Here is a 20,746-nt window from a genome sequence, read left to right as displayed (position 1 = left end):
TTAAATATACAAAAAAAAGTATTCAATAAGTCAATTTTTGGAACCGCCCTTAACAGCAAAGGTATATTGCGACTACGACCAAACGAAGTAGGAAACGATATTGAACCATTTATCAAAGAAGCCCTGAATGAAATCGGATATAAAGCCAACACGCCTGCCACAAAAGCTGGCAAAAAGAAATCAACGGGCTATCCTGACATTGAATTTATTGACAAATATAACAGAATAAATTATTTAGAATGTAAAACATTCAACATAATAAATGTAAACACAACTCAAAGGTCATTTTATTTGTCGCCATCGAGTAATTGTAAAGTAACCCAGGATGCACATCATTTTGCAATTTGTTATGAGGTTTTTGTTGCAGGTAGGAAAGGGAGAAGGAATATTTATAAATGTAATAATTGGAAAATACTTACTCTCGAAAATTTAGAACTCGATGTTAAATATGAATTTAATTCGAGCAATCGTAAAATGTATAATATACAGGAAACTTAATATAGAAGATTTGTGGAATAATTTGCTTTTATCTCTCTAATGCTTATATTAACGCCAGCAATTTTGTTTTCTTTAGAACGTAAAACGTTCTAACAGTTCTTTTAATAAACGATTATGACTAAGGGAATTCCGTTAAATTCGGAAGCTGCCCCGCAACTGTAAATAGTCCCTACGAAGTTCGCCACTGTGGCGCCATGGCGCTATGGGAAGGTAACTTCAATACACTATGACTATGAGCCAGGAGACCTGTCAGAATCACTAAATACTTCAAACCTTCGCGGGAAAGGTGCGGATATCATTAGAATTTATGATACCCCGTCCTTTCCGCATTCGAGCGAAAGGACGGGGTTTTTTATTTCCATAAATCTAAACTATTAACGAAAGGATTAATATGTTCAGAAAAATTTTATTTTCAACTATTTTCATTCTAAATCAATCATTTGCCGCTGAACAATCGGCATTAGATTCATCTAAGATATTTTATCTGAAACCTTATACTATCACCGCAACAAGGTTTGCTATTCCTATTAACGAGAGTCCATCATCTATCGAGTTGATAACGAGAGAACAAATATCACGCAGCAATGCTTTAACTTTAGCTGATGTTTTACAAAATGCAAGCAGTATTTTTATAAAAGATTATGGAACTGCCGGCGGTTTAAAAACACTCTCGATCAGAGGCACAACGGCTGAACATAACCTGATACTGCTTAATGGCAGTAAAATAAATAATTTCCAAAACGGATTAGTTGATTTATCTCTTATTCCTGCAGAAACTATCGAGCGGGTCGAAGTAGTTCAAGGAGGCAACTCTGCCTTATACGGTTCCGACGCAATCGGAAGTGTTGTAAACATTTTAACCAATAAATCTTCCGATGAAAGGAAATTTAATTTAAGTGCCACTAAAGGTTCATTCAATTATAATAAATATCAGGTTGGTTATTCTGATCGTTTGCCCGGACAAATCGGATTAAATGTGAATTATTTGAATGAATACGGGGATGATAATTATATATATACTCTTATTGATTCTAACATCACAAAAACAAGAGAAAATGCCGATTTCAGACGACAAAATGTTTATTTTTCAACAGATTTCGAATATGACAAAACAAATTTATATTTAGTATCTTCGTACACAATTTCGAATAGAGGCATTCCCGGTAGTTTATCATTCCCAAGTCTCAAGGCAAACCAAACTGATAAGGCTTTCTCAGGCCAATTCATAATGAATAACTCTTCATTAAACAAAATTAATATTAAAATATCCTCGGGTGTTTATTATTCTCATCAAAAATATTCTGATGTAGATTGGCTTATTAATTCGTTCTCAAAAAATCTTCATTATAACATCAATCCTCAGTTTGATTATCAGATTGATCAAAATATATTAATAGCATCCGGTGGGGAATATGCTGAGGGAAAATTAGAAGGAGTTGATTTTAGCTCAAAAAATAAAAGACAGCAAAAGTCTATTTATCTTACATCAAATATTAATTATGAACTTGAAACCGGCTATTTAAAAAAAATAAATTTGTATCCGGCAATTAGATACGAAAAGTTCTCTCATTTCGATGGAGAGTTAATTCCGAAAATCGGATTTAACTCTACGTTGTATGAAGATATTTATATCAGGTCGAGTTACGGAATTAACTACCGCATTCCGACATTGAACGATTTGTATTATACCGACGGCTGGGGAAACAAAGGTAATACAAACTTAAAACCAGAATACTCAAAAGCGTTTGATATAGGAATAAATAAGGGCTTCGATGTTTTGGGTAGATTGATAATTGATGGTTCGTATTTTAAGATTGATACACGTGATAAAATTATTTGGATGCCTACACCGATGTGGACTTTTTTCCCCGTGAATATAGGAAAAGTTTCATCTCAAGGATATTCGATTAGATTAAACTGGTTACTAAATAAGTACGTAGAATTTGAGGGAAATTATACTAATACTGATTCGAGGAAACGGAATTCTGACAGCGATAACGACCCGACGTTTAATAAGCAGATTATTTATACACCAGAGTCGATTACAAAGTTAACTTTAAATTTGAATTATGAATTTATTTCACTCAATTTGTATCAGCAGTTTGTCAGCAAACTGTTTGCAGATGAGGCAAATACTAAATCGTTATATCCGTATAGTGTTATAAGTGGAAATTTGTCGTTTAATTACAAAACAAAATACGGTAACTATGCAGTGAAATTCGAGGTGAATAATATGTTGGATAAAGTTTATCAGGTAATGAACGATTATCCTATGCCTCTGAGAAATTATCGTTTTACGTTGAGATTAGAATACTAAATGCACAAAAGCCCAATACTTATACAAAGATTGGGTTTTTTAATTAATTCGAGGACATACTTCGGTATCTTTTAATTTTTCCTTCTACAACCGAAAATAACAAATCCATATCGAGCGGTTTTGTTAAGTAGTCATCCACTCCGAGTTGAAGTCCGGATCTGATTATTCCACCATCTCCCAAAACGCTCATCAGAACGAATGGAATTCTATTTAATAACGGATGTTTTTGAATCAAACTGAAAAAACTGAAGCCATCCATTTGTGAGTTTTGGAATTTTATATCAGAGATAATTAAATCTACCGAAGTGTTTTGCAATATATGGAGTGCATCGGGTACAGAAGGGGCGGTATAAACTTTATAGTTCCGGGAGACCAACTCGTGTTCTACAGTTTTTAACAATAGTTCGTCATCGTCGGCTACCAAAATTATACCCTTTGTACTTTTTTTCATAAACAACGAGAGAATATAGGCTTCTAATTTTGATGCTTCTTCGGAATTGATTTGATAGATATGTTTCAGTTCTTCTAAATATTTGGTATTCAGAGGGTCTATTCTGTTAAACTTGATTGCTTCTTCAATTTTAGAAATGTATAATTCATGACGGACATCAATTTCGAGATTGGCGTGTTCTTCGAATGATAATTCTAATAGCTCTTTTAATCCCATAAGTTTATGAATTTGCTCAACTTCCGGTTGTCCATCTGCCCAATATTCCTTTAGACGTTTTTTGTAAAGAGCGTATTTATCCTCCAGCTGTTCAGGAATATGAACACCTAATAATTCCATCTTATAATCGTAAGCTCGTGTAAATTGTGCTTGAATCTGTTCTAATTTTTGGATGAACTTTGTTTCCATCTCTTTTTTTAGATTAGCCCTTACCTCTTCTACCTTTTGGTTCTCGACTGTAACTAATTGAGCTTGTGAATTTTTAAGTTTATCAGCTTCAATTTCCAAAGATTTCTGAAATTCTTGGTGTAATCGTTGCTTTTCCAATTCGATTTCGTTCTGATAGTTCGCACTCAGTTCAGTTCTTATACTTTCTTCTAAATTTGTTTGCTTTTTTGAAAATTCATTTTTTTCGCGTTCACGAATTCTTGCTAATTCGGCTGCCAAAACTCTTTGTGTCTGTTCTTCTAACTCTCTTTGTTTAGCTGATAAGTGCTGGTCGAGTGTTGACTTTTCATTCTCGTAGTACATTTTAATATCGGTTTTTTCTTTCTCTAATTGTCGTTGAAAATCTTCCGTAAGCTTTTGCTTCAATTCTTCGGTTTGCATCTGCATAGTATCAATTTTTAATTTATCGTTTTCTTCTTTAAGTTTTTCAACTTCGATTTTAATTCTTTCTTCAAATTGTAAGGTCAGTTCTTTTTCCCTCTCCTGCGAGGCATTATGTTCATTTACTAATAAAATCTTGGATTTATTCTCGAGTTCTAATTGAATTGCTTCGATCTTTGATTGGAATTCTAACTCAAGACGCTGTTTCATTTCAGTCTCTAAGAAAGACTGTTCAGCAAGAAACTGATCGCGAAGCCTTTGTTCAGTGGATGCTAATTCTGTCTCTAATTTATTCTGATACTCTTGTTCAATTTTGTTTTTTGTATTATTTACTTGTTCTTCAAATTGATGTGCAAGCTTAATACGTTCCTGTTCAAATCGCTGTTTCTCTTGTTCTACTTTTTTGGCAACAACTTTTTCAACTTTAACCAATTCGTCTTTAAATTTGGCTTGGAACTCTTTTTCAATGTTGTCTCTCAAATTATCGGTCGTAACCGCTCCGGGTTTTTCAAGCTTTTCAATTGCATCTTCTTTTATATTCTGAATACTCACCATAGCCATTTTGGGCTGGGAAGTAATATCCGTTTTAAAATATTCAATCCTCTCTATGAATGCCAGAACATAGGGATTTGATGGATCAACTGCTTTCGCTTGTTGAACAAGTTCTGATGCAGCCTCAAAGTTTCTTGCTTTTATAAATAGATCAGCTTCTTTCAAAAATTTTGAAACTGCTTCGCGTTTATCAGTATAAATCGCTTCTGGTGCCATATCATACCCCTTGATACATATTGAAAATACTGTTATTTAGAATTAAGATATAAAGTTTTTTATCAAATATCAAGTTTATGATTTTGTTTGTATCTGATAAATATTTCCAGTATATTTTTTGAAAAAATATCTAAGAAATGAAAATTCCTATAAAAAAAGTAGAACTAAACGGCGAAAAAGTTTCTCTTCCAAATTACGCTACACCCGGTTCGGCGGGTATGGATTTATGTGCCTCTTTAAAAAACAACGTAATTCTTAAACCAAACGATTCGCATTTAATTCCAACAGGTTTAAAAATTGAGCTCCCCGAAGGTTACGAGGCACAGGTGCGACCGCGAAGCGGTTTAGCCATAAACCATAATATTATAGTTTTAAATTCTCCCGGTACTATCGATTCGGACTACCGGGGCGAGATTAAAGTGATTTTGAAAAATTTGGGTGCAAAAGATTTTGTCGTTAAAAATGGAGATCGGATAGCTCAATTAGTTATTGCATCCTATGTTAGAATCGAATGGGATGAAGTAGAACAGATAAACGAAACCGAACGCGGTAACGGCGGTTTTGGACACACTGGTTATTAATATGCAGCACGAAAAAAGAATAGAAGAACATATTAAGTATTCAGATATAATATTTCTGATTGCAGGTTTGTTGCTAATCGGATTATTGATTTACACAATCAGCTCGGTTGTTTCACCAGTTCTGATTATTTTAGCTATTCAATTCTTGTTATTTCCGCTACGCTCTTATAAGTATGTCAAAACGCTCATGTGGTTAGCTGGACTTCTTTTTGCTTTCTGGTTTATACATGAATTGGGTAATATCCTTTTGCCATTTGTAATTGCATTTTTATTAGCATACATATTAAATCCTCTTATATCCAAGTTCGAATCATTCAAAGTGTCCCGTTTGTTTGCATCTTTAATTCTTATACTGATATTTGTTGGTATTATTGCATTAGGTATGGTTTTTATTTTACCTGCAACACTTCATCAGTTTAACAATATGTTATTCGTTATTGCAGATATCGCAAAAGATTTAGTTACTCAAATCAAGGAAGGTAAAATATTTGCTTGGTTAAGCGCCTATGGTATTCCTATAGAATATTCGCGCGACATACTAACTCAACAATTAACTCCTAAATTAGAGGCGATTTTAAAAAATATAATCGGAACTGTTCTAAACTTCATCAGTAGTATATCAAATATAATTACTCAAATAATTAATGCCCTAATCATTCCTTTCCTGACATTTTATTTATTAAAAGATTTCCCTCAAATAATAGAAAAAACAAAATCGTTAATACCTAACGACCATCGAGAGAAAATTATTAATTATTTTACAAGAGTCGATAAATTAATGGGGCGATATTTGCGCGGCGCATTAGCAGTTGCCTTCATTCATGGAACAATTGCTGCATTGTTATTATGGATTTTTGGTATTCACTATCCTTTAGTTTTAGGCTTTATTGCAGGAACTCTAAGTTTGATACCGTATATCGGTCTGATGATTAGTCTGACTTTAGCACTAATTGTATCGCTATTCAGTGGCGATCCTGTTTGGCTTAAGATTGTTTTTGTTTTGGGAATATTCGGAACGTTACAAATATTAGAAGCTTCAGTATTATCGCCTAATATTTTGGGCAGGCAGGTTGGATTACATCCGGTGATGCTGATTTTATCGCTGTTGGTGTTTGGATATTTTCTTGGTTTTATCGGACTCATTCTTGCGATACCGACTACAGCGATTATTCTGTTGACCATTAAATTTTATAAAGAACATAATCGGATGAGTTAATATGTCGGGTATTTTATATCTCATTGCAACTCCGATAGGGAATTACGGAGATATTACTTATCGGGCACTTGAAATACTAAAACAAGTCGATCTTGTTGTTGCCGAAGAGTTTCGTGAGGGGAAAAAATTATTACGTTACTACGGAATTGATAAACCTCTTGAAAATTTAAACGAGCATAACGAAGAAGATAAGTCGGACGAGTTGTTGCAGATGTTGTTGGGAGGAAAAAATATCGGAATAATTTCAGATTCAGGCACTCCTGTTTTTTCTGACCCCGGAAGGGAACTTGTTAAAAAATCGATCGTTAAAAAAATCAAAATTATCCCTCTACCCGGAACATCTTCATTAATGCCCGCACTGATAGTATCAGGTTTTAATATCGATAAATTCGTGTTTTATGGTTGGCTCTCTCCTAAAACTGAACAACGTAAAAAAGAACTTCGTTTACTGCAAAAAGAAAATAGAACAATTGTTCTCATGGATACTCCTTACCGTTTGATTCCTTTGTTAAAAGATTTAAAAGATATTTTTAAGGATTCACGCCGTTTGTGCGTTGCCTATAATATTACAATGAATGATGAACGAATATTTTATGGAACTGCAATAGAATTATATAATATAGCTTCTGAAAAAAAACTAAAAGGGGAGTACGTGATTGTTATCGGTAATAAGAACGAATAAGGAATGTTATTAAAAAATAATATTCGTCCGATACCTTTTATTTAAGGAATTCTTTTTTTGTTTTAATGATTTGATTTGCGGAATATTTACTAACCACATATATCTGCTGTGATGATGAACTAACGATCCAATATCTCGAACTATCGGGCGGCATTGGATAGAAAACCAAACTTGATTTATCGTTGGTTGTTATTTCAATCTTTAACTGTGGGTGCTGAAGAGTAAGTTCGTTATCTACAAAATCTTCGGCTCGAAAATCAGAAAGCGTTGAAAGCAATTGATCGATTTTTGAAGTCTCGATACTGTCGCTGCCGGTCATCCAATTATTGTCTGTTTTCTCTAATACAAAATTTTCTTTCTCAAATTCATATTGTACTTTTGTTATTGAATTTTTGTCAGTTTGAAATATCGTTTTATCACGCCAATCGTTTATTTCCTTGTTTATCATCCACGAGTTCAATCCTTCTGCAAGATACACATCGTTTGAATTTATTGCTCTGATGTAAGAATCTAGATACGAGGGACCCATTTTACCAACTATCAAAGCAACCCCGTTTCCCTTAAAATCTTGAAATTTCAACTCGATTCCCGTTATAGTATCGACTTGAAATAATGTTTGTTTCTCCGGATTGGAAGAAATGAGGCTGCTAATTTTAAGTTTAGAAGCGCCTGCCAGCAACGAATACACAGCTTCTTGGTCGGCTTTGTAATTGATGGGTTCAGTAAGATTCCATTCAGGCTCAATCTTTTCGAAAGTAATATTGGATTGTAACTTACGGATACTGATTTTATTGGTTTTTGCAGAATCAATCGAAAAGATTGAATTATCCAACGAGTAACTTGCTGTGCGATTTTCGGTCGGAAGTATCACAAAATAAGTTATCGCAAAAAGTATAACAAATAAAGTTATTAAATATACAGTTGTTTTTTTCATATACATCACTACACTTTTTAGATAGACATTTCAATTCGTTTACGACGTGAAACTCGCAAACGCCAGCGGACTATTCCAATTAAAACAATAATTAGTGGGGGAACAACTAAATTCAAAGATTTTACAAAAGTTCGTGTCCCATCAGAAACTTCATCGAGTGGTTTTACTGCCAATTCTTTTGTCCGTATCGAGGCAAGCCCTATATCATCCACAAGCCAATCGATAAGGTTGTTAGCAAAAACCATATTATCTTTTGTCCCAGCGTAAGTATCTTGTATAAAATCGCCATCGCCAACAACTACAATTTTAGTTTGAACACTCGAAGTTAACTTTTTAGTTTGATCAATCGCGTGCTTTGCAAGTGAATCGAGCGAAACATTTTTACCAGCGAACAAGCTCTTAAAACTACCTTCAACTGAAACTGCAAGTGGGATAAACTGTTCTGTAAACATATCGGCAGTAAATGGCATTGTAGGATTAATTAAAAACATACCTTGCATACGTCCGGCTTTGTTCGACGATGATAACAAAACAGTTGCATTTAAACCTTTGGCTTTTGCAAAACTTGTATCTATCGAACTGACGAAATGAAATATTACCGGTCCCAAATTTTTTACAATTACACTGTTTGGGTTGAATTCACTTCCAATGGGGAGATAAGGGAACGGGACTTGACTTTGGAAAGTCATAAATCCGGATTGCTGTTGAATTGTAACATTAGCGCATCGTGCATCACGAACCATATCAGCGTTAATGCGAACTCCATAACTTTCGATAAGGTCTTCGATGTTTAATGATAGCGCTTGCCCTGTCTGTTTTTGCAGCGAAGCATCTATCTGGTTTATGAAAAATGCAATTTTCCCACCTCTCATCAAATACTGATCTATGATATATTTGTCGGTTTCAGTGAAACTCTGGTTCGGTGCAACAATAACTAAAGCTGAAATATCGGAAGCAAGTTCTTGACCGTTAGCGATAGAAACAGGAACTAATTCATACATGTCGCTTAGAGTTTGTTGTAATTGTTTCATCTGTTCGAAACTCGGTTCACCGTGGCCTGTAAGAAATCCGATTTTATACTGAGTATGAGAAGTTAATTTTTTCAGCCTTGAGCTTATCTCGTATTCCAATTTATCAAGATTTTGAATTACAGGAATATGTTCCTGCTTATCTCCATACAAAAATACAAGCCCCATATAAGCTTTTTCGATCTGAAGTTTATCATCTTTAACAACTTGCACTTGAACGGGGGGAATTTGATACCTTTGAGCTTCTTGTTCTAGTTCAGGATTAGCAGACGGGTCGATGAATTCATATTGAAAATTTCCTTTCGAGTAAGCCCGGTAATCATCCAGCTGATCTTTTAACATTCGTCTGTTGTTATTGTAAGGAGCGGGTAATTCGGCCGTGAAATAAACTTTTACTAAAAAATTATCTTCAAGGGATTGAACAAGCTTTTTACTCGCATCTGAAAGTGAATATGCCTTCGAACTTGTTAAATCGAGACGTGTAAATATCCGTACTGAAATAATGTTTATGAAAACAATTATCCCGACTACCAATAATATTTGTAGTAATACTTGTTGTCTTTTTTTACTCATTTTATAACCTTCCGATTTTATGCCCAACGTCTTTTGCTAAGAATTATTGTGCTCAGATATATCATAATACCGATTGCTGAGAAATAGTAAATCAGGTCGCGTGTGTCGATTACGCCGCGTGCGATATTTGAGAAATGATAATCGATACTAAGATATTCGAATATTGAAGCGAGACCGCCGGGAACAAATAATAAAATTTTATCAAGAATAAATAGTATAAATACTAACAAAAAACTGACGATGAAAGCTACAACTTGATTTTCAGTAAGAGTTGAACCAAACACTCCAATGCTGATGAAAACTCCACCGACTAATAGAAGTCCTAAATAACCACCCACAACCGGACCGAGTTCGATAGACCCTAACATAGTAATAGTAAAATAATACATTAATGTTGGAACGAGGGCAATTGCGTACAGTGCCCATCCGGCTAAAAATTTTCCTATTATAATTTCAAAATCTTTAATCGGTTTTGTTGCCAACAATTCAATAGTACCGGCTTTCTTTTCTTCTGATATTAATCGCATAGTAATTGCGGGACCAAAAAAAAGAAGCAGAAAGGGGGCTGTTTCAAAGAATGTTCTCAGCGTGGAAATGTTTGCTAAAAACAAACTGCTTGTAAAAAACCAACCTAAAAGTCCTACAAAAACTACAATAATGATGTAAGCCATCGGTGAATCGAAGAATGACCGTAACTCTTTTGCAAAAATTGTTTTTATGTTATCCATATGTATTATAACTCATTTTTAATTTTTCATTTTTCATTTCAGCGAAGCTGTTTTATGCTGCTTCTAATGTTAGTTCGTGGAATACATCTTCCAAACTTGTTTGTTCACGATGGAGTTCTAATAAATTCCATTTATTAGCGACAAAGAGCTGAAAAATTTGTTTGCGTGTATCAATACCTTTTTCGACTTCGATTTTGATTCGCATCAGACCATCGCGGTTATCGAGAAGAGTTATTTGTTTGATAGCCGGAATTGTATTGAGGCGTATTTGAATCATCTCGAAAGTAAAATTATCAGGTGTTTCCAACTCAACAAATACCCGTTCACTTCCCTGAAAACCACTCTGCAGTCCAGCGGGTGTTCCGTCGGCAACAATTTTTCCTTTGCTGATTATTAAAACACGGTTGCAAGTTGCCTGCACTTCGGGCAGGATGTGAGTCGACAATATCACTGTTTTTTCTTTTCCAATTTGCCTGATGAGGTTCCTGATTTCTACTATTTGATTTGGGTCGAGTCCGCTTGTGGGTTCGTCCATAATCAATATTTTTGGATCGTGAATCATAGCTTGTGCAAGTCCGACACGTTGCCGGTAACCTTTCGAAAGTTGACCGATATCCATGTGCTTTACACCGTTAATGCCGCACACGTTAATCATTTCCCGGATGCGTTTGGCAATATTAGAACGATTTACTCCGTGAAGTTTTGCAACAAATTCAAGATAATCAATCACGTTCATATCCGGGTAAAGAGGATTGTGTTCGGGAAGGTAGCCGATCATTTTTCGAGTTGCAAGTGATTCTTGACGAATATCTTTGCCTTCGATAGAAACATTTCCGAAAGTTGATGCGAAATAGGATGTGAGTATGCGCATCGTTGTAGTTTTGCCGGCACCATTTGGACCTAAGAAGCCGACAATTTCTCCGTGATGAATTTCAAACGAAATATCATCAACTGCTTTAACATCGCCGTAATGTTTTGATAAATTATTTACAATTATCGACATATTTTGCCTGATTGTTAAGTATTAATAAAAATGCGGTGAAAATATAATAATTTGGAAAAAAAAATGCAAATTGGATTTAAGTTAAAAAATAATTAACCATTTTTGAAACCAACTTAGCCGTTGTTAAATCGGGATGATGTAGTCCAGCCATTGGCGAAAGCTCAACAACATCGCATCCGACAACCTTTTTTGATTTACCCAATTTTTTTAACAGCCGCATTGTTTCATCCCAGTATAATCCATTGGGTTCCGGTGTTCCCGTTGCAGGCATTATCGAAGGATCAAAGCCATCAACATCGAATGTTACATAAACCTCGTCAGTTAATTTGCTGATTGCATAATCGTCCCAATCTTTTGTCATGCGTTTATATTTCCCTCCACGAATTTCGTGAGCATAGATTGTCGTGATACCGGTTTGTTGTATGAAATCAGCTTCCTCTTTACATTGAGCACGAATCGCAGCTTGAACAATATTTTTCGGATTTAGATACTCACATACTCTCGCCATAACAGAAGCGTGACTGAATCTATTCCCTTGATAAGCATGTCTTAAATCGGAATGAGCATCTATGTGCAGGATTGATAAGTTGTGATATTTTTCTGCAATCGGAACAATCAGAGCTTGCGATATTGTGTGTTCGCCTCCGAGTGCTATTACGAATTTATCGTGCTGTAATAGTTTTTTACTTGCTTGATAAATTTTTCCGAGAGAATCTTCTTCGTTCAAATCCAAAAAATTTATTGGTTCTACAGTTGCAATTCCTAATTCTTTATAGACCTGCCTGCCGGTTTCCTCATCATAAAATTCAACATAATGCGAAGCTTCTAAAATCGCATCAGGTCCCTTCGCTGTGCCGCCACCGTAACTTACTGTAGCTTCGTAAGGAATAGGGAGAATAACTACTTTTGATTTTTCGAAGGATGAAAATTCTTCTACGATGCCTAAATAATTGCTTTCGATATTAAGTGTTTTAAACATAGATGTGCAGAAATATATTCATAAATCGGCACAATTCAAATTTGCTTCTCTCATCATTTTACATTAATTTTGCTATGAATTTAATGCCGAAATTTATCCGTCCATATTATCTGATTTTGATACTCACATCAGCTTGGTGTTTACTTGTTATATCACCTGCGATTGTTGGCGATTCTAATCCCTTTTCTCAAACGTATAATAATGCATCATATACTTTTTTCGGGAAAGTTTGTCATCAATACGATTCTCGTTCACTTCATATTGACGGACAAAAATTTACCGTTTGTGCCCGTTGTTCGGGAATATATTTTGGTTTTTTAGTAGGTCTTTTAAGTTTATCATTAATATTCAAAAATATTAATATTAAATATCCTGTTTTGTTTTTATTCACCATATCGTTGCCAATGCTTTTAGATATTTCACTAAATTATTTAGGCATTCATTCGAGTAATCTTTTTACACGCACATCCAGCGGACTCGTTTTTGGAATATTATCGACGTTAATTATATATCCAACTTACCAACAAGCATTAAACGAACTATTTAACAAACATTTGAGAGGAAAAATATATGTACGAAAAACCTGATAAGTTTATTCCTGCTATTTACGGAGGAATTATTATTGGCATAATATCGTCTGTTCCGTTTTTGAATTTAATTAATTGCCTTTGCTGTGCAGGAATAATGGGAGGCGGAGTTCTTGCGGTATTTTTTTACAAACAAAACTATACTCCCGATACACAACCATTTTCGAAGGGTGATTGTTTGACAGTAGGAGTTTATGCGGGAATCGTTGGCGCTTTTGTCGGAACAGTTCTCGACGTTGTTTTTTTAATGACTTTTGGAAATGTAGTCGGTCAATTTGTAATGGATAATATTCAAAACATGGATATCGAAATCCCGGAAGAAAGTTTGGAAGCAATCAAACAGGCGTTCCAAGAAACTACAAGTATTTATAGTGTGATGTTTAGTCTTATCTCGAGCCTGATATTAAATAGCATTTTCGGATTACTCGGCGGGTTAATCGGTTACAATATATTTAAACCAAAACAAACTATGATTCAACCACCCTACGAACAAAATGTTTGATAAGGCTGTAAAACATTTTTACTATTTAGTATTTTTATTTTCCTCAATGAATGCTCAAGTGCCTGACAATTACGAAATTGTCGGGCACAAAGCTTTTATAAAATTGTATCCAAAAGAATCGGTAATTTCTGTTAGCGACACTATTTCATTTAGGTTTAAAGAGAATATTCTTTCCGAAATATCACTGATATTAAATCCTCTTCTTAAAATTGAAACCATTTATTCCGAAGGGCGGCCGCTAAAGTATAAACAACAAAGGGAAGTGCTGAAAATATCCGCTTCTTTTAAAAAGAATGCGGAAATCGTACTGAATTACAATGGCATATTTCAGCGAAGAACTGAATTCTCAGAACTTTCAGAATCTAACGCTCTTCTCCACGAGAATGAAATATTTCCGTTAGGCACAAAATCCTATAAATTTATACGACTCACTGTTCAAGCGGCCAACGGGTGGAGTGTTATCGCAATCGGAGAGTTGATTAACCAATCTACTGAAAACGATTCTACTACATTTACTTATCAAAGCGATCAACTTGTACAAACATTAGGGTGGATTTGTGGGGGCAATTTTTCAGTTCGATCCAAAATATCAAATCGTTACTCTTTCTCAACTTACCTGTTTCATGAAGATTCCGCGTATAGTGATCGCATCATCTCTCAACTCGAAAAAACAATTTCAACTTATTCAGAAAATTTTAGTCATTATAGATTTTCGAAGCTTGCAATTGTTGAAGTGGAAGATTGGGTAGCAGGGAGGGCGGTACTCGCTGCTGCGTTTCCTTCAGTAATTTTGGTTAAGAAGCAAGCATTTCAAACAGGTGATTCTTTTAATAACGTGAATACAATATTACCACACGAAGTAGCACATCAATGGTGGCCGCTGACTGTATTTTTAAACGAAGCCGACAACGCCCTGCTTTCCGAAGGTTTGTGCGAATATTCTTCTATCTTATTTAGTGAATGGAGTTCCGAAAAATTAGCACGCGATTCTCTAAAAAATTCTCCCCTTTTGCGATCACTCCTCTCGCGTTCAGCGAAGGGAAAAGATTTACCTTTGCGCCGTAAAGCCGATTTGCGTTCGATGCCAACTCATTATTTAAAAGCTGCTTATGTTCACAATATGCTACGGCTTATAGTCGGCGATTCAATTTACAAATTGGTTTTAAGAGAATTCGCCACAAAGAGAGCTTTGCAGATTTCAAATTCAGAAGATTTTCAAAAGATTGCTGAAAATATTTCGCACACAAACTTGGATTGGTTTTTTAAACAATGGAGCGAGCAAACAGGAATTCCAAAAATAAAAATCTATGCAGTTAAAACATCGGAACGTGGTGAACATTGGTTCACTGAAGGTAGAGTCCGTTTAGTCGCTTACGAAAAACGGTTCACAACTCCCGTTGAGGTTGGTTTAATAACTGAGGAAGGTGTTCTTAAAAAAACATTCTGGTTAGGATTCGATTCGTTGAATGTTTACCGGAATGAGATCACATTCAACTTTACTTCTCAATTAAAACCGACGAGTATGATATTAGACCCTGATGGCAATATATTAAAACACCAAAAACTTCCAGTCAAATTGAGCGATTTGCGTGACCCTGCTGACGGTGTGATGATGGTCGGTACTGCTGCCGGGAATCCAAGATATACTAAGTTACTGGAGTTAGCCAAACGGGATTCCGCCGAAATGGATAAGGCAGGTTGGTATCTGAAAATTATTCAAGATACTTCGGCAACACTCGGCGATTTGCAAAACGAGCGAGTTTTTGTTTACGGAAACATTACTGAAAACATTGTTGCCGATAAAATTGCACCCAAATTTCCAAAACAACCTAATAAAAATTCAATCACGATTGAGAACAAAACATATTCCGATAGTTTAGCGATAATACAGACCATCGATAATCCGTATTTAAGTTCAGGATTAATGTGCTGGATAGTTCCGTTAACCGATGCAGCTTCGCCACACCTGATGCCATACGATGCTTCTTATGTCATTCTGAATGAAAAAGAAATAATTACGAAAGGAGTTTGGGAAGTGAAGGATGATGATTTAGTTGTTGATATTAAGTGAAAGTAATTTTCAAATGACATTAGATAAAATTAAAACTCCTGCTCTCTTACTCGACAAAAATATACTTCAACAAAACTTGATTGCGATGCAAAACAGAGCGGATCGTTTTGGAGTTGGATTACGCCCGCATATCAAAACTCACAAATGTATTGAGATAGCAAAAGACCAGGTTAAGTTAGGCGCAAAAGGAATCACTGTTTCCACATTTTATGAAGCGGTAATATTTGCTGATGCAGGTTTTAACGATATTTTGTGGGCTTTTCCGATTATTCCCGCTTACATTGATGATGCTCTGAATCTTTCCGAAAAAATTACTTTTCGAGTATTAATTGATAGTTTGGAAGCGTTTGAAGATTTAGAAACCAAATGTCTGAAGCGCGGCAAAGAAATTCATGTCTGGCTTGAAATAGATTGCGGTCAACACCGGTCGGGCGTAAATCCTAAATTAAATTCTGCTGAAGAATTAGCAACAATTTTGGTTGAATCTAAATATCTTATTTTCGACGGGATACTCACACATGCAGGTCATTCATATCTGGCAAAAACGAGAGATGAAATTAAAAATATTGCTGAACAGGAACGACTGGTAATGGTAGAATTCGTTGAAAGAATGAAAAAGAAGAGTATCGAAATACCAGCAGTAAGTATCGGTTCAACACCGACTATTTCTGTTTCTGAAAATTTTGATGGTGTAACTGAAATCCGTCCCGGCAATTATGTTTTTTACGATTACACACAACTCCTTTTAGGGAATTGCAAACTAGATAATTGTGCGCTGACAGTGTTATCATCTGTAATTTCGCACCAACCCGAAGCGGATTATTTTATAATTGACTCAGGGGCTTTAGCTTTATCGAAAGATGCAGGTCCGATTCATTTACAAAATGATTACAGTTACGGAATAATCTTCGAGGATTATAAAGCAAAAATTATTAACGAACAACTAAAGATAAAATCACTAACTCAAGAACATGGGAAAGTAGTTGCTGATCGAATTATCGCGATTAAAGAAAAATATAGAGTAAGTTCAAAAGTTCGGATTTTAGAAAACCACTCCTGTCTTACCGCAGCGATGTTTGATGAATATAAAGTAGTTTCAAATAATGAAGTTGTTGAGAAATGGAAAATTCTCAGAGGCAGATGACTGTGCTAAACTCCCGAAGGTGAAAACAAAACATACGACTCACTTTCAAATACAGTTTTAATTAGGAAGTAAGTCGCACGTTTTGGGAGGGTATCAAGTTTTACGACGTACAATTTTCTAAACGGACGGAAAATTTGCAAGGATGCGTTAATTATCATATATTTAACTGTAAAAATATTGGGAACATTATGAATAACATAGAACAATTAATACACGAATTGCCACCTGATTTACAGGACGAAGCCTTGGATTTTATAAGGTTTCTTTTAAATAAATATCAAAATAAAACAAAGAAGAAACCGGAATTCCTTTGGGAGGGAGCGCTCAGCGACTTACGCGCACAATACACATCCGTAGAACTTCAACATGAAATATATAAGTTAAGGATAAAAGAGAAATGAAATTTCTAGTTGATACGAATGTTATACTTGAGGTAATTCTTGCTCAAGAAAAGTCGGAAGAAGCGAAATCATTTTTAACAAACGTTCAAGGAAATCAATTATTCATTACTGATTTTTCATTACACTCGATTGGGTTGTTACTGTTCCAGAGAAACCAACATAACGTATTCGAACAATTCTATTACGATATGATTATTGGTACAGGGATAATAGTCATATCGTTGAATATGGAAGAGATAAAAAATTTAGTACAAGCGTCTGTGCAGTTCAATTTAGATTTTGACGATTCATACCAATATTATTTAGCCAAAAAATTTAATTTAACTGTAGTTAGCTTTGATAAAGATTTCGACAAGACGGATTTTGGAAGAAAAACCCCTGCAGAAATTATTTAGGAAGTAAGTCGCACGTTTTCCGAGAGTGAACGTTCTTTACGACCTAATCTGTTTCCACCATCTGTCAATTACATCTTTAGTGTCGATTGTGCCTTCACGTTTCTGCCATTTCTGAAAAAACTTAATATCAGCACCTGCAGGTTCCGGGTTTGGTTTGTCGATCATTACACGAACAGGAATCGCAACCGCATCACCAAGTATGAAAGCTTCACCTTGTCGGAGAGTAGGGAGGACGTCGATAAAATTTTCCATCGCCTCAGGGACAAGTTTTCTGATATAGTTTTGGTCGTGAGGATTAATCAATCGCAATGTAACGAAGTTGTTGCACTGAGCAAGAACGGTCTCGGAAATTTCAGCAGGTCTCTGGCTTACAATCATACAGCTAACACCATATTTGCGTCCTTCTTTTGCGATGCGTTCAACTGTTTTTCTGGCTGACCTACCGCGCGATCCGAGTGCAGCAGAAAGATATGCATGTGCTTCCTCGAATACGATCATAATCGGTAAATTCCTGCGGTCTTTGTTCCAAATATTAAAATCGAAAATTACTCTTCCAAGCAGCGAAACCAAAACATTAGCTACATCAAAAGGAACTGCACTCATGTCTATCACCGTAACACGCTTGTCGTTCTCGAAACCAAGTATTTTCGACATCAATGGAGCCAAAGTATCGGATGAACGAAATGCTTTCGGTTTAAATAAAAATTCATACCTTTTGTCGTTTAATTTACTGTCCAAACGCACTAAGAATCTGGTAAATTGGCCATAAAACGGTCCTTCCTTACCGCCTAATAATCTTTCGCCGTCCAACGATTGCATTCTTACGCGTACATCCATAAAGTCGAAGTACAAAGGTGTATCAACTGTTAAAGTTTCTTTTAATGCAGAATTTTTCGCTTTCTTGGAATCGACAATGGATTCTCTTAAAATCATCATTTGATTGTTCACGTGCTGCTCATTCTCATCTATAAAAGTTTCCTGTATTTCTTCAAAATTCATGAGCCAGTAAGGAAGTTCTAATTCAGCTAACTTAATAATATTTCCAGTCTCTTTAAATGCTGCTCCATACTCACCGTGTAAATCGAGTATTATGACGTGAGTGTTTTCTAATTTATCTACTTTTTGTATGATTGAAGATACGGTAAACGATTTACCTGAACCCGTTGAGCCAAGCACAGCAATGTGTTTGGCAAAAAATTTGTCGGCATCCATAAAAAGACGTTCGCCCTTTAATAGGGATATATCACCAATCGAAAATTGCTGCTCACGATATGATGAAAAGATTATTTGTAAATCTTCTCTATTTGTGTAATGAATCTTGTCGTTCACAACCGGAAATCTGTTTACACCTTTTTCAAATTTACTATTAACCAGTGTACCTATAAGTTGAATGACAATTTCAGTTTTTTCTATAGCTTCAGAAATCAATCCTTGACTAGAAGAAACTTTCCGGTTATCTGTTATAAGTCCGATTATTTGAGAATCGCCGCAAGGGATAAAAACATAAGATCCTAATTGCCCTATTCTGAAAGGAGAATCGGATTCGATTGCTTTAACATTGAGATCACCATCAATAATTGCAATTACATGATTGCTTGAGACAGACTTGATTGTCGCGATTATTTTTTTAGTTTCCATTTGTGTCTATTCTTTTTAATTTTTACGTTTAATAATTACTAAGGTTTTATCATCTGAATGTGGATTAGGTTTTTCAAATAAAAATAATCGATCCAATATTATTTGTGATATTTCCTTTGGCGACAGTGAATGATTATTTCGTATTATTTCTTTTAGAGGGTCTTCACCGAACATCGCACCGAATTCGTTTCTCGCTTCTGTAACGCCATCTGTATATAGCAAAAGCACGTTGCCCGGATTTATCAAGGTGCTTTCTGTTTTATATTTTTCATCCGGAAAGGGTCCTAATATCTGTCCGGTAGTTTCAAGTGTTTCGAACGTATTAGTTTCCTGCCGGTACAAAATTGGGTTATTGTGCCCTGCATTGGTAAAAATACATAAACCATTTTTATCGTTGCTCAACTCGCAATAAAAGAGAGTAACAAAATTTGATTCTTTAAACACGTGGTTCAAGAGATTATTGATTTTGCTGATTAGCGTACTCATTTTTGTGTTGAATCCAAACCCCATGTGGAGCGCCCCCGATACATATAAAGCTTGGGCAGCGGCGGAGAGACCCTTACTTGCGGCGTCTGCGATTACAACGCCGAGTCTATCTTCAGAATCTTCCGATTCAAGATAATCAAAGAAGTCGCCACCTACTACCTGATCAGGCAATGATACACCATAAATATCATAAAAGTGGAATTTTACTTCATGCGCGGGCAAAATACTTTTTTGAATTTCGCTCGCCTTGTCCAAATCTTTTTCTAATTGTTTTGCTTTTTGTTCGATCTGCTTGCTCCTGATGACGTTAGTGAGCGAAACGCTTATAATATTGAGTGTATCTACAAAACTTTTGTCGGCATTGTCGGTATTAAATGCAAGTATATATTTGTAGAGCGTTTTGCCTTGATGTTTTATTTTTTCACCAACACCGGTAGCCGAGTATTGAAAAATTCCTTTTTTCCTTAAATAATGGTCTGTTTCTGTAGCTAAAAATGTTCTTAATTTTGGTAACTCCAGGAAAAGCGGATAATCTTTGAGCTTGAGTTGATAAGCAGGTTTAATTTTCGAGATGTCGCCTTCCTGATACTTTAAAGTGTATGAATTCGTTTTTGTGTTGAACTTCCATAACCGGCCACCTTTTATTTTAATATCTTCTGAATGGATTATCGCATGAATTATAGATGTGAGCAATTCTTCTGTATTAGAAGATGATTGGGAAGCGAGATTTTCGATTGTTCTGTATAGCTTTCGTATGTGCATAATAATTTTATTGGTGATAATTCATTTCGCCGGCACGAACTTCAAACTTCAAAAAATCTTCTTCGCGAGGCAATGGGCAGGTGTAAATTGTAGAATAAGCACAATATGGATTGTGCGCCTTATTTAAGGGCGGTTCCAAAAATTGACTTATTGAATACTTTTTTTTGTATATTTAAG

Annotated in this window: 20 protein-coding genes and 1 riboswitch; of the genes, 11 read left to right on the top strand and 9 right to left on the bottom strand. The window is 35.4% G+C overall.

Annotated features, from left to right (window positions below; translation table 11 throughout):
- Together QME58_10725 and QME58_10720 are read left to right on the top strand one after the other, a co-directional pair.
- Positions 1–498, top strand: a 498-nt coding sequence (locus QME58_10725; GenBank protein ID MDI6804301.1) for a hypothetical protein, incomplete at its 5' end; no start/stop codon positions are given.
- A 73-nt stretch (positions 499–571) separates the two neighbouring features.
- A riboswitch (cobalamin riboswitch) is annotated at positions 572–767 on the top strand.
- Positions 768–889: 122 nt separating this feature from the next.
- On the top strand, positions 890–2,815 hold the full coding sequence (locus tag QME58_10720; GenBank protein MDI6804300.1) for a TonB-dependent receptor: 1,926 nt from the start codon (positions 890–892) through the stop codon (positions 2,813–2,815).
- A gap of 43 nt (positions 2,816–2,858) precedes the next feature.
- Here the strand turns inward: QME58_10720 and QME58_10715 are convergent, their stop codons facing one another.
- Positions 2,859–4,859, bottom strand: a complete 2,001-nt coding sequence (locus tag QME58_10715; protein MDI6804299.1) for a response regulator — start codon at positions 4,857–4,859, stop codon at positions 2,859–2,861.
- 137 nt (positions 4,860–4,996) lie between these two features.
- Between QME58_10715 and dut the strand changes: the two genes are divergently transcribed.
- Genes dut through rsmI form a run of 3 tightly spaced genes read left to right on the top strand, consistent with a single transcriptional unit; the run spans position 4,997 to position 7,338 of the window.
- Positions 4,997–5,440, top strand: a complete 444-nt coding sequence (gene dut / locus QME58_10710; protein ID MDI6804298.1) for a dUTP diphosphatase — start codon at positions 4,997–4,999, stop codon at positions 5,438–5,440.
- A 1-nt stretch (position 5,441) separates the two neighbouring features.
- Entirely contained in the window at positions 5,442–6,656 is a 1,215-nt protein-coding gene (locus tag QME58_10705; protein MDI6804297.1) for an AI-2E family transporter, read from the top strand.
- A 1-nt stretch (position 6,657) separates the two neighbouring features.
- Positions 6,658–7,338 (top strand): 16S rRNA (cytidine(1402)-2'-O)-methyltransferase, encoded by a 681-nt coding sequence (gene rsmI, locus QME58_10700; GenBank protein MDI6804296.1) that lies wholly within the window; start codon positions 6,658–6,660, stop codon positions 7,336–7,338.
- 37 nt (positions 7,339–7,375) lie between these two features.
- Here rsmI and QME58_10695 read toward each other — a convergent pair whose 3' ends face one another.
- The 5 genes from QME58_10695 to speB form a co-directional block, all read right to left on the bottom strand.
- Positions 7,376–8,272 carry a DUF4340 domain-containing protein gene (locus tag QME58_10695; GenBank protein ID MDI6804295.1) on the bottom strand — a complete coding sequence of 299 codons (897 nt, stop codon included), beginning with the start codon at positions 8,270–8,272 and terminating at the stop codon, positions 7,376–7,378.
- Positions 8,273–8,289: 17 nt separating this feature from the next.
- Positions 8,290–9,873 carry a Gldg family protein gene (locus QME58_10690; GenBank protein ID MDI6804294.1) on the bottom strand — a complete coding sequence of 528 codons (1,584 nt, stop codon included), beginning with the start codon at positions 9,871–9,873 and terminating at the stop codon, positions 8,290–8,292.
- Positions 9,874–9,890: 17 nt separating this feature from the next.
- On the bottom strand, positions 9,891–10,601 hold the full coding sequence (locus tag QME58_10685; protein MDI6804293.1) for an ABC transporter permease subunit: 711 nt from the start codon (positions 10,599–10,601) through the stop codon (positions 9,891–9,893).
- A 52-nt stretch (positions 10,602–10,653) separates the two neighbouring features.
- Positions 10,654–11,604, bottom strand: a complete 951-nt coding sequence (locus tag QME58_10680; GenBank protein MDI6804292.1) for an ATP-binding cassette domain-containing protein — start codon at positions 11,602–11,604, stop codon at positions 10,654–10,656.
- 76 nt (positions 11,605–11,680) lie between these two features.
- Complete coding sequence (gene speB / locus QME58_10675; GenBank protein MDI6804291.1) at positions 11,681–12,583, bottom strand: agmatinase; 903 nt, start codon at positions 12,581–12,583, stop codon at positions 11,681–11,683.
- An 83-nt stretch (positions 12,584–12,666) separates the two neighbouring features.
- On the opposite strand from speB, the gene QME58_10670 reads away from it, so the two are divergent.
- The 6 genes from QME58_10670 (at position 12,667) to QME58_10645 (ending at position 17,683) form a co-directional block, all read left to right on the top strand.
- The gene (locus QME58_10670) at positions 12,667–13,170 is read left to right on the top strand and encodes a DUF2085 domain-containing protein (GenBank protein MDI6804290.1); all 504 of its coding nucleotides are present in this window, start codon (positions 12,667–12,669) and stop codon (positions 13,168–13,170) included.
- Complete coding sequence (locus tag QME58_10665) at positions 13,154–13,672, top strand: hypothetical protein (protein MDI6804289.1); 519 nt, start codon at positions 13,154–13,156, stop codon at positions 13,670–13,672. The genes QME58_10670 and QME58_10665 overlap by 17 nt, the downstream gene beginning before the upstream one ends.
- Entirely contained in the window at positions 13,665–15,743 is a 2,079-nt protein-coding gene (locus tag QME58_10660; GenBank protein MDI6804288.1) for a M1 family aminopeptidase, read from the top strand. The genes QME58_10665 and QME58_10660 overlap by 8 nt, the downstream gene beginning before the upstream one ends.
- A 13-nt stretch (positions 15,744–15,756) precedes the next feature.
- The gene (locus tag QME58_10655; GenBank protein ID MDI6804287.1) at positions 15,757–16,887 is read left to right on the top strand and encodes an alanine racemase; all 1,131 of its coding nucleotides are present in this window, start codon (positions 15,757–15,759) and stop codon (positions 16,885–16,887) included.
- Positions 16,888–17,075: 188 nt separating this feature from the next.
- Positions 17,076–17,288, top strand: coding sequence for a DUF2281 domain-containing protein (locus QME58_10650; protein MDI6804286.1), 213 nt, complete (start codon positions 17,076–17,078; stop codon positions 17,286–17,288).
- The gene (locus QME58_10645; GenBank protein MDI6804285.1) at positions 17,285–17,683 is read left to right on the top strand and encodes a PIN domain-containing protein; all 399 of its coding nucleotides are present in this window, start codon (positions 17,285–17,287) and stop codon (positions 17,681–17,683) included. The genes QME58_10650 and QME58_10645 overlap by 4 nt, the downstream gene beginning before the upstream one ends.
- Before the next feature lie 36 nt (positions 17,684–17,719).
- On the opposite strand, the gene QME58_10640 is transcribed toward QME58_10645, so the two are convergent.
- The 3 genes from QME58_10640 to QME58_10630 are packed head-to-tail and all read right to left on the bottom strand — an operon-like array spanning position 17,720 to position 20,708.
- Positions 17,720–19,321 carry an ATP-binding protein gene (locus tag QME58_10640; GenBank protein ID MDI6804284.1) on the bottom strand — a complete coding sequence of 534 codons (1,602 nt, stop codon included), beginning with the start codon at positions 19,319–19,321 and terminating at the stop codon, positions 17,720–17,722.
- Between the two features lie 15 nt (positions 19,322–19,336).
- Entirely contained in the window at positions 19,337–20,569 is a 1,233-nt protein-coding gene (locus tag QME58_10635; GenBank protein MDI6804283.1) for a PP2C family protein-serine/threonine phosphatase, read from the bottom strand.
- A 7-nt stretch (positions 20,570–20,576) separates the two neighbouring features.
- Entirely contained in the window at positions 20,577–20,708 is a 132-nt protein-coding gene (locus QME58_10630) for a DUF1684 domain-containing protein (protein ID MDI6804282.1), read from the bottom strand.
- Positions 20,709–20,746 lie beyond the last annotated feature (38 nt).

This window comes from Bacteroidota bacterium (genome assembly GCA_030017895.1).
In the GTDB taxonomy this organism is placed as follows: Bacteria; Bacteroidota; Ignavibacteria; order UBA10030; family BY39; genus JASEGV01.
Note: the sequence above shows the minus strand (reverse complement) of the source record. Positions and strands in the feature narration are given on the sequence as shown.

Coding starts and splice junctions, on each gene's coding strand:
- QME58_10720 (MDI6804300.1), top strand. CDS start 890: ATGTTCAGAAAAATTTTATTTTCAACTATTTTCATTCTAAATCAATCA.
- QME58_10715 (MDI6804299.1), bottom strand. CDS start 4,859: ATGGCACCAGAAGCGATTTATACTGATAAACGCGAAGCAGTTTCAAAA.
- dut (MDI6804298.1), top strand. CDS start 4,997: ATGAAAATTCCTATAAAAAAAGTAGAACTAAACGGCGAAAAAGTTTCT.
- QME58_10705 (MDI6804297.1), top strand. CDS start 5,442: ATGCAGCACGAAAAAAGAATAGAAGAACATATTAAGTATTCAGATATA.
- rsmI (MDI6804296.1), top strand. CDS start 6,658: ATGTCGGGTATTTTATATCTCATTGCAACTCCGATAGGGAATTACGGA.
- QME58_10695 (MDI6804295.1), bottom strand. CDS start 8,272: ATGAAAAAAACAACTGTATATTTAATAACTTTATTTGTTATACTTTTT.
- QME58_10690 (MDI6804294.1), bottom strand. CDS start 9,873: ATGAGTAAAAAAAGACAACAAGTATTACTACAAATATTATTGGTAGTC.
- QME58_10685 (MDI6804293.1), bottom strand. CDS start 10,601: ATGGATAACATAAAAACAATTTTTGCAAAAGAGTTACGGTCATTCTTC.
- QME58_10680 (MDI6804292.1), bottom strand. CDS start 11,604: ATGTCGATAATTGTAAATAATTTATCAAAACATTACGGCGATGTTAAA.
- speB (MDI6804291.1), bottom strand. CDS start 12,583: ATGTTTAAAACACTTAATATCGAAAGCAATTATTTAGGCATCGTAGAA.
- QME58_10670 (MDI6804290.1), top strand. CDS start 12,667: ATGCCGAAATTTATCCGTCCATATTATCTGATTTTGATACTCACATCA.
- QME58_10665 (MDI6804289.1), top strand. CDS start 13,154: ATGTACGAAAAACCTGATAAGTTTATTCCTGCTATTTACGGAGGAATT.
- QME58_10660 (MDI6804288.1), top strand. CDS start 13,665: ATGTTTGATAAGGCTGTAAAACATTTTTACTATTTAGTATTTTTATTT.
- QME58_10655 (MDI6804287.1), top strand. CDS start 15,757: ATGACATTAGATAAAATTAAAACTCCTGCTCTCTTACTCGACAAAAAT.
- QME58_10650 (MDI6804286.1), top strand. CDS start 17,076: ATGAATAACATAGAACAATTAATACACGAATTGCCACCTGATTTACAG.
- QME58_10645 (MDI6804285.1), top strand. CDS start 17,285: ATGAAATTTCTAGTTGATACGAATGTTATACTTGAGGTAATTCTTGCT.
- QME58_10640 (MDI6804284.1), bottom strand. CDS start 19,321: ATGGAAACTAAAAAAATAATCGCGACAATCAAGTCTGTCTCAAGCAAT.
- QME58_10635 (MDI6804283.1), bottom strand. CDS start 20,569: ATGCACATACGAAAGCTATACAGAACAATCGAAAATCTCGCTTCCCAA.